Source organism: Petrimonas sp. (assembly GCF_963921705.1).
GTDB lineage: Bacteria > Bacteroidota > Bacteroidia > Bacteroidales > Dysgonomonadaceae > Petrimonas > Petrimonas sulfuriphila.
In genome coordinates this window covers 3,279,407-3,292,983 of sequence record NZ_OY997410.1, presented here as the reverse complement: position 1 = coordinate 3,292,983, position 13,577 = coordinate 3,279,407, and the positions used below count along the sequence as shown (strand labels likewise).

Genomic DNA, 13,577 nt, shown 5'->3' with positions numbered 1-13,577 from the left:
CAGATATAGATGAAATACAACAGAATTTTACTGAAACTCAGCGGTGAGTCGCTGACAGGAGAAAAAGGGTACGGGATAGATGAAGTCCGGTTGAATGACTATGCCCGACAAATAAAAGAAGCTGCACAAATGGGAGTGCAAGTCGGAATTGTTATCGGTGGTGGAAATATTTTCCGGGGCTTGAGCGGCTCGCAAAAAGGGTTCGACCGGGTAAAAGGTGACCAAATGGGCATGCTTGCCACCGTTATCAATAGCTTGGCATTGAGTTCTGCATTGACGGCCATTGGTCAGAAAAACAGGGTTTATACCTCCATTCGTATGGAACCTGTCGGCGAGCTTTACTCCAAATGGAAAGCGATTGAGTCCATGCAAAATGGTGAAGTGGCTATCCTTTCCGGAGGAACGGGAAACCCGTTCTTTACCACCGACACCGCTTCTGCTCTGCGTGGAATAGAGATTGAGGCTGATGCCATGTTTAAAGGCACCCGTGTTGACGGTGTTTATACTGCTGACCCCGAAAAAGATCCGTCGGCAACCAAGTTCGATACGATCTCATTTGATGAAGTTTACGACCGGGGCTTGCGGGTAATGGATCTTACGGCGACGACAATGTGCAAGCAAAATAACCTGCCCATTGTTGTTTTCGATATGGACACATACGGAAACCTGAAGAAGGTCCTTTCCGGGGATAATATTGGAACCCTGGTGCACGTGTGAAAGATTTATTCAAATATTTTCACTATTTTTGCTAACATAACATCAAACAAAAAGATATGGATATTTCAACAATTAAAAAAGATGCCGAGGAAAAGATGCAGATGACCTTGGAATTTCTGGAAGAAACTTTCGCACGAATTCGTGCAGGGAGAGCTAATGTGCGTATTCTTGACGGGGTGAGAGTAGAATATTATGGCAGTCACGTTCCGTTGTCGAATGTATCAACAGTCTCTACTCCTGATGCCAAAACTATTCTGGTTCAACCGTGGGAAAAAAATATGCTGAAAGTAGTTGAAAAAGCGATTATGGATTCTGACGTGGGAATTACCCCCGAGAACAACGGTGAAGTTATCCGCCTGGGAATCCCGCCGCTTACCGAAGAACGCCGCAGGCAGCTTGTGAAGCAGACCAAGCAGGAATCGGAGGATGCCAAGATCAGCATTCGGAACTCCCGCCGCGAAGGGATTGATGAGGTGAAAAAGGCTGTTAAAGATGGACTTCCCGAGGATATGGGAAAAGACGTTGAAAATGAGCTTCAAAAACTTCACGATAAATTCATCAAAAGAATTGATGATAAGTTCGCCGAAAAGGAAAAAGAAATACTTACCGTATAAATAGCGATGAGCGAGGAGGGAAGTAAGAGGGGACTGGTAATCAGAAATACGGGCAATAACTATCTGGTAAGAACGGACGAAGGGACGGACATGTCGTGTCTGGCAAAAGGGAATTTCCGTCTTAAGGGTATCCGGAGCACGAGCCCTGTGGTAGTGGGAGATAGGGTGAAAATGGATATAAACCCCGACGGGACTGCATATATTACCGAGATTGAAGACCGTAAAAACTATATTGTCCGCAAGGCGTCCAACCTTTCCAAACACTCGCATATTCTTGCCGCCAACATTGATCTGGCTCTTCTTTGTGTTACTGTAAGGTTTCCGGAAACAACCACAGTATTTATCGACCGGTTTTTGGTTACCGCAGAGGCATACAGTGTTCCTGTTGTTCTTGTTTTCAACAAAACGGATATCTACGACAGCGATGACAGGGAATACGTGGATGGGTTAGTTCACTTGTATTCAACTGTCGGGTATACATGCATTAAAACCTCGGTGCTCACAGGAGAGGGGATGAATGAAGTACGTGAGCTTGTTTGTGGAAAGATTACACTGCTTGCCGGACATTCCGGCGTGGGAAAATCAAGTATCGTAAACACGCTGCAAAAAGACGCAACGCAAAAAGTAGGAAAGATATCGGATTACCACAACAAAGGAATGCATACTACTACTTTTTCGGAAATGATTGAACTTGAAAAGGGAGGCTTCGTTATCGACACTCCGGGAATCAAAGGATTCGGAACCATCGACATGACAACGGCTGAGGTTTCTCACTATTTTCCCGAGATTTTCAGGATTTCGTCGAAGTGCAAGTTTTATAACTGCCTGCACCTGAACGAACCCGGCTGTGCCGTGATAAAAGCGTTGGAAAATCATTACATCAGTCAGAGCCGGTATCAGTCTTATTTGAATATCCTGGAAGATGCAAACGAAGAAAAATACCGGTAATCTGGCTGTGCCGTAGGACTACAACAGAAACAGTTATGAACAGTGTATTGATGCTTATTCTCGAGATCCTTTACGCTTTAACCATCATCAGTGTGGTTATTGTGGTAATTTCTGAGAATAGGAATCCCATTAAGACGCTTTCATGGGTAATGGTGCTTGTGTTTTTGCCTTTTGTGGGATTGATCTGGTATCTTGTTTTCGGCCAGGATTTTACCAAAAAACAAGTCATTACCAAACGGATGTACAGCAAGCTCAAGAAACGTCCACTGGATGAAGTTGGCCCGCTGGAGGAGTTTGCTTATCCCCAGGAGCATGCGAGTTTGATCCGTTTACTGAAAAATCTTGACCATACCCCGTTGCTGGGAGGGAACGATGTCCGGTTTTATACCCATGCCGCGGAAAAATTCGAAGATTTACTGCGCGATATTGAAAATGCAAAACAACATATCCACGTAGAGTATTATGTTTTTGAAGGGGATAACATCGGCAGAAAAGTGAGGGACGCATTGATCCGAAAGTCACTCGAAGGTGTTGAAGTACGCGTTATTTACGATAGCTTTGGTTCACGTAAAACCCCTAAAGCATTTTTTGAGGAGTTCAGAAAGGCCGGTATCGAAGCAGAACCGTTTCTAAAGGTTGCACTTCCCAAAATTACCTCGCGGCTAAATTTCCGGAATCATCGAAAAATAATTGTCATTGACGGACAGATTGGATATGTAGGAGGCATAAACATTGCCGACAGGTACATCGATGGTTTTAAATGGGGAACCTGGCGCGATACACACGTACGCATCGAAGGCAAAGGCGTGCAGGGTTTACAATCGATCTTTCTTATCGATTGGTTTTTTGTGAGTCAGACACTTATCACGTCGAGGAAATATTTTCCGGAGCTTCCTGTTTATGGAAGCATATCCATGCAGACTGTCAACAGCGGGCCATTCCGTGAGGAAAGGGAAATCTCTCACGGTATTCTTCAGGCCATTTACGATGCACAGAAGAGTATTTTCATTCAAACACCCTATTTCATTCCGCCTGAATCCATGATAGAAGCGCTGCAGGCAGCTGCTATCCGAGGACTGGATGTAAGGCTGATCATCTCCAAAAAATCGGATGTGCCTTTGGTGCAAATGGCATCACGTTCTTTCGTAAAGGAGATGCTGGAAAGTGGGGTGAAGGTGTATATGTACGAGAAAGGCTTTTTGCATTCCAAACTGATGGTGTTTGATGATTCCCTTACATTGATTGGTTCGGTGAATTTCGATTCACGCAGTTTTGAACACAATTTCGAGGTGGAAGCGTTTATCTACGATCACGATGTGGCAGAAAAAGCCATGGATATCATTGTTGAGGATCAACGGTTTTCTCAGGTTGTCTCCCTGCGTGAGTGGATGAGGAGACCGATGAGGCTCAGGTTTATTGAATCTTTAATGCGTTTGTTTGCACCTTTGTTATAACCAATTATAGAAAAATATGGTTAGGATCTATTTAATCGGATATATGGGTGTGGGAAAGACCACGGTTGGCAAGAAACTGGCTAAGTTGCTCGATATAGGTTTTGTCGATTTAGATAAGTTTATCGAGAGCAAATACCATAAGACTGTGCCAGAGCTTTTTGCTGAACGGGGTGAACGTGAATTTCGCCTGATCGAGCAAAAATCGTTAATCGAGGTTTCAGAGATAGAGGATGTGGTGGTTTCGACAGGCGGCGGGACCCCCTGTTTTTTTGAAAATATCCGGCTGATGAATCAAACAGGAACTACGGTATATATTCATGCGGAACCCGAAGAACTTGCAGCCAGGTTACGGACATCGAAAACAGTTCGACCCATTGTTTCCGGAAAAACCGGAGAGGACCTGACGTTATTCATTGCCCAACACCTGAAAGAAAGGGAGCGGTTTTACAATCAGGCACAAGTTATTTACAAAACCGACCGTTTAATCACAAAAGAAGATATTCACCTGACCGTTGACAGAATTGCTGACGAAATAAAAAAACGGCTAAAATGATATACGAACCCTTAAGAAGCACACAATTTGTTGTTCGTGAATTGCTGCTGAAAGCAGACAAACAAAACATCTCGCTTGTAATAGGTATTCCAAAGGAAAATCAAAAAGTGGAAAAACGGCTGGCAATCACTCCCGAAACAACGGCCCTGCTTGTTGAATCGGGTTATCAGGTAATGATTGAATCCGATGCCGGGCTGGCTATTAATTATTCCGACCGGTATTATTCCGATTCAGGAGCAAATATCGTACAAACAAAGGCCGAAGTTTTTCAGGCCGATATTATTCTGAAGGTCTCAGCACCTACTTTTGATGAAGTTTCGATGATGAAACCACGAAGCAGTGTGTTTTCGTTTTTGCAGTTGTACCTGATCTCATCGGAAACACTAGAGCTAATGGCGGAAAAACGCATAAATGCGCTGGCTTATGAGTTGATTTATGATGATAGCCAGATTTCTCCTTTTGTAACTGCCATCAGTGAAATTGAGGGAGCATACTCCATTTCTGTAGCATCGGAATTGCTCAGCAGTGCACACGGTGGAAAAGGTATTCTGTTGGGTGGGGTTCCAGGGATTTCGCCTACCGAAGTGGTGATTATAGGGGCAGGTGTTGCGGGAGCTGTGGCTGCGCGTGCTGCGCTTGCATTAGGTGCTACAGTGAAAATATTTGATAACGATATCAATAAACTTAGGAAAATCCAGCACGAATTGGGTCGGATGGTGTTTACCTCTACCCTGCAACCGAATGTGTTGCGCAATGTTTTTCGCTCTGCCGATGTGGTGATCGGAGCCATGCAATATGTAAATAAAACGCACTTGTACCGTATCTCCACCGACTTGATCCGCGAAATGAAGAAAGGGTCGCTCATTATTGACTTGCGTATGTCATATGGAGGATGTTTCGAAACTACGATGGAAGCGTGTTTACCCAATCATCCCCAGGTTTTTGAACGGTTCGGTATTTTGCATTTCTGTGAATTAAGCATAAGCTCCCGCGTAGCACGCACAGCATCCATCGCTTTGAGCAATATTTTTATTTCGATGTTCTCGGCAATGGCCGAGAGTGGGGGAGTAGGACGGTTCGCCCGTTTCGACCGCGGTTTTGCCTCCGGATTCTACATGTTTACCGGGAAAATGGTCAATTCTTATGTAGCCAATCATTTTAATTGGCCGGTAAACGATATCGGGTTGTTCCTGCCGGGATTGTAGAGAAATGAGCTTTTGAGGTTGAATAATGGCAGAAATATATTATCTTCTCACTTGGGGCACTTTCTGGTTGATGCTCTTATGCTTTGTCTTTCTTTTAACCGTTTCCGTTCCTAGGCGTGACGATTTAAGAAGCTATAAACGCGTGCGTCTTTTGTTGGCGTGGGGCGTTTTTTTTCTGATGACGCTCGTAAATCTAACTGAACTCAGTATGAGCGACTCCGGAACCAACGACGACATTTGGTATACGCGACTAATGACGCTGTGGATTGGAGCGTGTGTGGCTCCCGTTTTTTCGATTGTAAATATTACCTTGATAAACAGTCATTTCTTTTCGTGGAGGAGTCTTGTCAGGGATTTGGTTATTCCCCTTGTACTGGTTGTCGGCAACGTATTCTTGTTCGAGATTTTCTCTGCCAAATCACTGGCCTTCCTTTTTGCTTATGTTGTTTTCATTGTCTACTATGTGTTTGTGGTGGTGGCCTATACGGTGATTTTTCTTCGCAACTACAGACAATATTCTATCCGGCTCAACAATTATTTTTCCGAACCCGGCTCCAATCTGCTGAAATGGACAGTAACCACGCAGTTTCTGGCCACCTCAAGTGGTATAATGGCTTTTGTAAGTTTATTTATGCCGCATGGATGGTTGTGCGTTTTTGCCTTATTCCTCAATATCCTTTATCCGTATTATGCTATACGGTTTATTAATTATGCATTTCAGTTTCCTGTTATAGCCCCAGTGGTGGAAGAAGTTATGGAGGAAGAGCCAGTCGTCAGAGATTCGGTTTTCATGCTGGAAGATATTGTTGGTGAATGGGAAAAAGAAAAACGCTACCTTCAGCCCGAACTCAATATCGAAATGGTTGCCCATGAATTGAGTACCAACCGCTCCTATCTTTCCTCTTACATTAATACCTGCAAAAACAAAAACTTTAAAGAATGGATTAGCGACTTGCGTATTGCCGAGGCGCAACGCCTCCTGCTGTCCGAACCCAAAACACCGATAAACGAAATAGGCGAACGGGTGGGATTTTCGGACAAAGGAAACTTCAGTACCCGTTTTTCCAAAAGTGTTGGCATGAGCCCTTCCTTGTGGCGGAAGATACATTTGAAATGAAAAATGTGTTGCAGCTTTGTCAAAGTTCCGGACTTTGACAAAGGTATCTGCTGTAAACTCCTCTCCTCTCCTCCGCATTCCGTCTCCCGTCTCTTCCAATTGTTAAAAAGCAGGCAGTTTTTGCACGATTGTTGCAAACACGAATTTTTTGTTGGAAACACAACCCTTCTTTTGCCTTCTCCCAGTAGCTTTGTCGCAAATTCTCCGAAGAATTTTATTTTAACCCTGTAATTAGATATGAGACAAGAAAATTTGCAAACGAACAATGCGGTTGAACATTATGAAGCTCCTGATATCGAAATGATCGATATTGAATTGAATCAAAACATTTTAGGCGGAAGTGTTCCGGATATACCTATTCACGATTGGTAAGAAATTACATGAAGTGGTTATTTTTTTACGGAAGTCACAATGCAAAGTAGCTTATCAATCTATAAGTCTGTTGTTGGGTATCTGGCTCACGACTTTTGGTTTTGTAAATACAACAACATTAATTTTCAGGTTATACATTATGAATTATAAATTATTTATTTTTTTCGCAGCCGTTGCCCTCATTGTGGCAAGCTGCACCCAGGAACCCCTTGTGGAGGTGCAGCAGATCGTGCCTGTACTGACTGTGACCGCTGCCGCGCCCAACGGCAATAACGCCCCCTCGTCCGATACACGCCTTGCCCTGACAATGGGCGAAACGGCGATTTCAACATTGTGGAAGGAGGGCGACAAAATAAAACCCTATTTTGTGCAGGGAACAGCCATTGTGGAAGGAACGGAAATCACCCTTACCGATGAGCATTTGTCGGACAACAAAAAAAATGCCACTTTCAACATCGCAGTCCCCGATGATATTAACACGGCTAACCCCTATACACTCTATTGTGTGCACGGCTCCTCTTCCCAAATTGCCAGAGGAAAAATACTGGTTGATTTTAGCTATACTCCTTTTTTCCCTTTTTCCGGTGGTTATGGCAGTGTTTCTCCGGATACTTATTATACGCCCATTACAGCGTCTGCGGAGATTCATCCCGGTGCACCCACAGCCGTACTTGCGTTTAATTATTTGGGTGCGATGCAGATAATCTGCTTCAAAAATGCTGCTGTAGCTGAAGTTGCATATACGGAAATGGAGTTGATACAGGTCAATCCCGCTGACGCTGCCGGCTTCTATGCTTATAAAAATGGCGAAGGAGCACCCCGCTATGATTTGATTTCTAAAGAAGTGATTTATTATGGTGTTTCTCAGGGAGTTATTTCCGGTTCTATATGGAGCGACGATGTTCGGAAGTTTTCCCGCTTTGTGTTGTTGACCGGTAACACGATGCCAGCTACCAGACTGAAAGTGAAAATAGATGGTATGCAAAAGGAGAGTATAAATGCAACAAGCGCCTCTGCTGTCCCGCACCAAGCCGGTAACGCTTACTGCGTTTATGCACTGTGGAACGGTGTTGATTTGCAACTAACCGACAAGGATTTTACGTCTGTACGCAAATAGGTAAAGCAGCAATAACTCCGGCACTGATTGATCTATATTTGCAGAACTGCTGGTTTTATTCTCCTCCTGTTATTCGCGGGTATCACCGCTGTCCCGCATCTCTATCTCTTTTGCCTGTTTCAACCATTGAAAACGGGCATTTTCCGGTGAAATATCTTTCCACGCCTGCACATCAAACTCAAAGCAGGCGGCCGATGCTGTAGGCAGGTTATCGAGCGTTACTCCGAAATGGTTGATCAGGAGGGTTAATCCGGGGTTGTGCCCAACAATCAGACAATAGCTGACTGTGTTGGGGACTCTTGATAAACATTGTAGAATTTCCTCTACCCAGGCCAAATATAATTCTTTGTCCGTCACAATTTGTTCTTTCGGATATCCCATGTTTTCGGCGGCAATAACGGCTGTTGCATATGCACGTTCGGCAGATGAAGAGAGTATGAGCTCCGGTTTCCCTGTTTTCTGAAGCAGGTAAACTCCCATTTTAGCCGTATTTTTCTTGCCTCTCTCGTTCAATGGACGGTCGTGATCATCCAGGTGAGCATAGTCCCAAGATGACTTCCCGTGCCGCATTACAATCAGCTTTTTCATCTCTTCTGTTGTTATACTGTAGTTGGAAAATCCAGCATTTTGTGTTCCCGACAATCAACTCTTATATGAACGTGGTCCAAGTCCCGTTTCAACAACGTACAATGGTCTTTTTTTTCATCATCAGAAGGTCGATAGTAGGAACAGGTGGTACACATACGAAGAACGGAAATTACTCCCGTTTTGTTTAAATGGATGATCAATTTTATCAAGCTTGACAATACGTTTTTTTTATCATCCCGGCTCAGTTCTGCAATAGGGCTATAAATCTCTTTGGCGAAAGACGAGGTCTGCCCGGCTATTTTGTTTCCCTTTTCCGTGAGGTTGATAACAAAGCTTCGTGAATCGGTAGCTTCATTGTCTTTGACTACAAGGTGTTTCTGTTCCAGTGTTTTTACGGTATCGCTTATCGTCGCCTTGGTAACATTAAACTCTTTTGCCAGGTAACTCACTTTCTTTTTTTCTTCATTTTGTGTGAACAGGAAAATCAAAATTTGCACCTGAAGTGGAGTGAGGGAGAACTCCTTGCTTTTCTTCCACAGCAGTACACGAAATGCCTGAGATATCCTTTCCAGGGAAGCAACGATCTTCCCTTCGGTAGTTTGGTCGGAATAAAACTGAAAATCCTCCATCTATTTATATTTTGTCAATCTCAATTATATAGGATATCTTTTTTTATTCCCCGAGGATAAGGTGGTTAATCACAATTCTCCATTTCGTAAATATAATATCCCTTTTCCCGGATATCGGCTATCCACTGGGGTTTTATTTTTTCCGTATGGCAATATTTGCTTTCTTTGGAAGTGAGTGGCTGTCCTTCCTGCCCCTTTGCTTTAAGGTATTCTCTCCCGTAATTGTGAATTACGTTTTCATCTTTTAAATCCGCCGGAACAATGATGTCAAAATGCATAACCTTTCCGTCTTTTTTTGTTACATAAGTATCCCAAACAGCTGCTTCCATGATTTTTACGTTTTAAGCCGGTTGTCTTGGCACCATTGCCATCCGCAAATATAGTTAGGATAACTAACTAAAGCAAACGAAAGGTGATTTTTTTCATAGAGCCCTTTATCAAAGTATAGCATTTCGATTAATTCAGCCGGTGATAGGTTTCGTAGCCCTTGTATGTGTTACCGTATCAGCTTCATCTTCTTTATTCGGATTGCCTTTATGGGACGGTCGTGTTTGTCTGTTTCTGCTTCCGATATTTTTTCCACGACCTCCATCCCTTTCAATATTTCGCCAAATACGGTATAATTGCCATCGAGGTGTGGTGTTCCGCCGACGTTTATGTAATCTTGTCGCGCTTGTGTGCTGAATTTGTAAGTAGAGTCGTTTGTATTTCCGTAACGGGCTATTTTGCTTTCCTTCAGCTTATCCAGTTGTTCGTTTGTAAACTTTTTCCCCACTACAATGTAAAACTGGCAACCCGATGATGCTTTTTGCGGGTTGCTGTCGTCTCCTTCACGCGCAGCGGCAATAGTGCCGTATTTGTGATAAATTTGGGGAGTCCTGAATTCTGAGGGAACGGTGTAGCCGACATCGCCGTCGCCCAGCATTGTATCTGGCCCTGCCGTTTTGGACTGGGGATCTCCTCCCTGAATCATGAATTCCTTGATTACACGATGGAAAAGTAATCCGTTATAGGTTTTTGCATTCACCAGCTTGATAAAATTATTGCGATGCAATGGTGTTTCGTTGTATAGTTTTAGCGTAATATCGCCTTCAGTGGTCTGGATAAGGACTTTCTGTTCTTTTTCGTTGCTGTGCTTCAACGAGGAGCAAGCTTGCATTGTCAGCGCCAAGACTAAAATAAGGAAAACAAATGTTGCGTGAGATTTCATATTTGTCTGTTTTTTCTTGTTATCACTAATTACCTGTATTTTCGCTGTGAAAAATAATACCACGTGGCCGAGCATATTCCTTTCACAACAGAAGTGATTGAAATGGCCCACCAAACACCGTTGACGCCAATGGCAGAAGCCAGGAAAACGGCTAGCGGAACGCGCAGGGTGTTGAATACGATGCTTACAATGGCCGGAGGAGTGGTCTTTCCAATTCCGTTGAACATTCCCTGCGTGGTCAGCTCCAGCATCATGAACAATTGGGATATACCAATAATAAATAAATAATCGCCACCAGCAAGATAGGCCTCTTTTTCGGGAATGAAAACCGAAAAAATTTCACTGCCAAACAACATGAACGACGTTGTCACTACAAGCCCCAAAGCCATCATAGCCCTTAATGTATACCGATAAGCATGGCGGGCTCTGTCCATCTTACCGGCAGCAAAGTTCTGTGCTACAAAGCTACCCAGAGCTGTTGCAAACCCCTGTGAGGTATTCCAGGTAACTCCCTCTATTTGCCCACCTGTGGTTTGGCTGGTAACTCCCAGGTGTCCTCCGTGAATGGAAGCTATACGGGTGAGGTTCATGTTGATGATAGAAAAATAGACGTTCATGGCCGCTACGGGAACTCCCAGTTTCAGGATATTGAGTGTGTAGTTTTTTCGGAGTTTTATCCAGAAGGCGAACTGTCCCAAAACACCTTTTTTTCTTCGTAGGTGGCGAATAAAAAGCATAAATACCACTACCTGTGAAAGAGTGGTGGCCAGTGCGGCACCTTGAGATCCCATTTCAGGAATAAATCCGAAACCGAAAATGAAAAGGGGATCGAGCACGATATTTAAAACCAATCCTACCGCATTAAAATAGAAGGGGATATCGCTTCTTCCGGTTCCAATGTAAATCCCCGAGAAATTCAGGATAAGAAACATGAAAGGCACACTGAAAGTAACAATGTTCAGGTAACGAATGGCTTCCTGCGTGATGTCTGCTTCCAGCCTGAAAAAAGAAAGGACGAGTTGGGGAAACAGGAAAAAGAAAGTGGCAAAGACCAGGCCCGAAATGATGGCGATGGTAGTAGTGTGCGAAGCATAGAGCATAGCCTTATCCAGCCTTTTAGCACCAATGGACTGCCCGATGGAGACTTCAGCGCTCACTTTGGATAGGAGTGCGAAGGAGTTCATCATCCACATCAGCATACCCACTGTTCCCACAGCTGCGACCGATTTGCTGCCCAAGCGGCCGATCCAGATAATGTCAACCATATTGTAGGTCATCTGGATAAAGCTGACAGCCATTAACGGCATCGCCAGGGTGATAAGTTGACGGAAAATACCTCCCTGTGTGAAATCGCGAATCGCAGGCATATGTTGTTTATCGGTTGTCACAGTTACCTTAAAAAAAGGAGTAACTATTTTACAGCTACTCCTTTTTAGAGCGGAAGACGGGATTCAAACCCGCGACCCTCAGCTTGGAAGGCTAATGCTCTATCGACTGAGCTACTTCCGCAACATTCAATTTACAATGTATGATCAAGAATGCATAATAAGTGTGCATTTTGCATTGTGAATTGTTTTGTGGGCAGTGATGGATTCGAACCACCGAAGGCGTAAGCCAGCTGAGTTACAGTCAGCCCCATTTGGCCACTCTGGTAACTGCCCAAAATTTTCGAGGGACAAAGATAATACAATTATTTGTATTTTTCGTTGAGCGCAATCATTTTTAATGCAGTAATTGCAGCTTCATCACCTTTGTTCCCGTGCCTCCCGCCCGAACGTGCTTTCGCTTGTTCCAGCGTATTGGTTGTCAGTAATCCGAAAATTACTGGAATATTGTGGAGAATATTCAGCTCAGTGATTCCTTGTGTAACGCTGTTACACACAAACGTGAAGTGTGGTGTTTCTCCCTGAATAACGCATCCGATTACGATAACACTGTCTGGGTCTATTTTCTCAATCAGTTTTTTAGCCCCGTAGGTGAGCTCAAAACTTCCAGGGACATATTCCACAACAATGTCGTTCTGTTGAACACCAAACTTAAGCAGTGTTTGAATGGCGCCGTTTAGCAAATTCCCTGTAACAGGTCTGTTCCATTCCGAAACAACAATACCAATTTTTTTTCCTTCACCCCACGGTGTGGATCCGGGGTCGTATGACGATAGATTCTGTAATTCAGTGGCCATTAATTTCCTGCTTTTTGAAGCTTGGCGGCTTCAATGTATTTGTCTGCTTCCTGTCCCTGTGGTGAGTTGAGGTATTTGTCCTTGATCATCTGGAAGGTTTCAATGGCCTTATCGTAATTTTTAACGGATAAGTATGCAAGTCCCACTTTGTTGTAGTAGATGGGCGTCAGCATTTCATCGTTGGCTTTTTGGGCTGCATTGTTGAAATGAGAAATGGCTTTTTCGGTATCCCCCATATTCATATAAACATCACCTATTGCTCCTGCTATAGCCGGGGTGATTAACAAATCGCCACCTTTGAATTTGTTCAGGTACTCCAGCGCTTTTTCATTGTTTCCCAATCTGCTGTAACTGATTCCGGCATAGGCACGGGCTAGGTCAGCAGTTTTGGTGCCGCTGAAATCTTTTATGATGTTTTCGAAGCCGATAAAATCGTTACCGTTACCGAAAAGGGCAAGGGAGTCTTCTTGATTCTGAAAGAATCTTTCACCTTTGTAAATGGCTGCCTGTGCTTTTTCGTTTCGTGGGTTTTTATACAAATAGTTGTATGCAATGATCGCGCCGACAACCAAAACGACTGCTGCCAATGCGATTAAAATGTTTTTTTGATTCTTTTCAATAAAACGTTCCGATGAAGTCAACGCTTCTTCGATATTCTCAAAACCTTTCTCGGCTTTACTTTCCTGATGTTTATTGGACATTTTGTTCAAAAAATAATGTTATCAAATTTCAAGTTGCAAAAGTAATGGTTTTTAAGCGATAAATAAAATAAATTGGATAAATTTTCTCTAAACTGTTTGTCGCTGATTAATCTTTTCCGTAAGTTTGTAGTCATATACATTGTATAAAGTAAATTTATGCAAGAAACTAA

At 43.5% G+C, this 13,577-nt stretch carries 16 protein-coding genes and 2 tRNA genes; 9 read left to right on the top strand and 9 right to left on the bottom strand.

Features of this window, described 5'->3' with window-relative positions:
* Positions 1 to 9: 9 nt before the first annotated feature.
* From pyrH to AACM02_RS13860, 9 genes are all read left to right on the top strand, one after another.
* Positions 10 to 717, top strand: a complete 708-nt coding sequence (gene pyrH, locus AACM02_RS13900) for a UMP kinase (protein WP_214063255.1) — start codon at positions 10 to 12, stop codon at positions 715 to 717.
* A 56-nt stretch (positions 718 to 773) separates the two neighbouring features.
* Positions 774 to 1,331, top strand: coding sequence for a ribosome recycling factor (frr, locus tag AACM02_RS13895; RefSeq protein WP_214063256.1), 558 nt, complete (start codon positions 774 to 776; stop codon positions 1,329 to 1,331).
* Between the two features lie 6 nt (positions 1,332 to 1,337).
* Complete coding sequence (gene rsgA, locus AACM02_RS13890; protein WP_286856036.1) at positions 1,338 to 2,279, top strand: ribosome small subunit-dependent GTPase A; 942 nt, start codon at positions 1,338 to 1,340, stop codon at positions 2,277 to 2,279.
* A 35-nt stretch (positions 2,280 to 2,314) separates the two neighbouring features.
* A complete protein-coding gene (gene cls / locus AACM02_RS13885; RefSeq protein ID WP_339117296.1) occupies positions 2,315 to 3,733 on the top strand; it encodes a cardiolipin synthase in 1,419 nt (472 codons plus the stop codon).
* A 16-nt stretch (positions 3,734 to 3,749) separates the two neighbouring features.
* Positions 3,750 to 4,286: a shikimate kinase gene (locus AACM02_RS13880; protein ID WP_214063259.1), complete on the top strand. Its 537-nt coding sequence runs from the start codon at positions 3,750 to 3,752 to the stop codon at positions 4,284 to 4,286.
* On the top strand, positions 4,283 to 5,491 hold the full coding sequence (locus AACM02_RS13875; protein WP_339117295.1) for an alanine dehydrogenase: 1,209 nt from the start codon (positions 4,283 to 4,285) through the stop codon (positions 5,489 to 5,491). The genes AACM02_RS13880 and AACM02_RS13875 overlap by 4 nt, the downstream gene beginning before the upstream one ends.
* Positions 5,492 to 5,516: 25 nt before the next feature.
* Positions 5,517 to 6,608 (top strand): helix-turn-helix transcriptional regulator, encoded by a 1,092-nt coding sequence (locus AACM02_RS13870; RefSeq protein WP_339117294.1) that lies wholly within the window; start codon positions 5,517 to 5,519, stop codon positions 6,606 to 6,608.
* Positions 6,609 to 6,845: 237 nt separating this feature from the next.
* Positions 6,846 to 6,980, top strand: coding sequence for a hypothetical protein (locus AACM02_RS13865; RefSeq protein WP_332456660.1), 135 nt, complete (start codon positions 6,846 to 6,848; stop codon positions 6,978 to 6,980).
* Positions 6,981 to 7,119: 139 nt separating this feature from the next.
* On the top strand, positions 7,120 to 8,097 hold the full coding sequence (locus AACM02_RS13860) for a hypothetical protein (protein ID WP_339117293.1): 978 nt from the start codon (positions 7,120 to 7,122) through the stop codon (positions 8,095 to 8,097).
* A 69-nt stretch (positions 8,098 to 8,166) separates the two neighbouring features.
* Here AACM02_RS13860 and AACM02_RS13855 read toward each other — a convergent pair whose 3' ends face one another.
* From AACM02_RS13855 to AACM02_RS13815, 9 genes are all read right to left on the bottom strand, one after another.
* Positions 8,167 to 8,685: a histidine phosphatase family protein gene (locus AACM02_RS13855; protein ID WP_339117292.1), complete on the bottom strand. Its 519-nt coding sequence runs from the start codon at positions 8,683 to 8,685 to the stop codon at positions 8,167 to 8,169.
* A gap of 11 nt (positions 8,686 to 8,696) precedes the next feature.
* Positions 8,697 to 9,314, bottom strand: coding sequence for a MarR family winged helix-turn-helix transcriptional regulator (locus tag AACM02_RS13850; RefSeq protein ID WP_332456657.1), 618 nt, complete (start codon positions 9,312 to 9,314; stop codon positions 8,697 to 8,699).
* A gap of 65 nt (positions 9,315 to 9,379) precedes the next feature.
* Positions 9,380 to 9,643 carry a DUF2024 family protein gene (locus tag AACM02_RS13845; protein WP_214063265.1) on the bottom strand — a complete coding sequence of 88 codons (264 nt, stop codon included), beginning with the start codon at positions 9,641 to 9,643 and terminating at the stop codon, positions 9,380 to 9,382.
* Positions 9,644 to 9,810: 167 nt separating this feature from the next.
* Entirely contained in the window at positions 9,811 to 10,524 is a 714-nt protein-coding gene (locus AACM02_RS13840) for a peptidylprolyl isomerase (RefSeq protein WP_339117291.1), read from the bottom strand.
* Positions 10,525 to 10,553: 29 nt separating this feature from the next.
* On the bottom strand, positions 10,554 to 11,891 hold the full coding sequence (locus AACM02_RS13835) for an MATE family efflux transporter (protein ID WP_214063267.1): 1,338 nt from the start codon (positions 11,889 to 11,891) through the stop codon (positions 10,554 to 10,556).
* 69 nt (positions 11,892 to 11,960) lie between these two features.
* Positions 11,961 to 12,033 (bottom strand) — tRNA-Gly (locus tag AACM02_RS13830).
* Between the two features lie 69 nt (positions 12,034 to 12,102).
* Positions 12,103 to 12,185: transfer RNA gene (locus AACM02_RS13825), tRNA-Tyr, on the bottom strand.
* Positions 12,186 to 12,214: 29 nt separating this feature from the next.
* A complete protein-coding gene (gene ribH / locus AACM02_RS13820; protein ID WP_339117290.1) occupies positions 12,215 to 12,706 on the bottom strand; it encodes a 6,7-dimethyl-8-ribityllumazine synthase in 492 nt (163 codons plus the stop codon).
* Positions 12,706 to 13,407, bottom strand: a complete 702-nt coding sequence (locus AACM02_RS13815; RefSeq protein ID WP_332456654.1) for a tol-pal system YbgF family protein — start codon at positions 13,405 to 13,407, stop codon at positions 12,706 to 12,708. Before AACM02_RS13815 ends, ribH begins: the two co-directional genes overlap by 1 nt.
* Positions 13,408 to 13,577 lie beyond the last annotated feature (170 nt).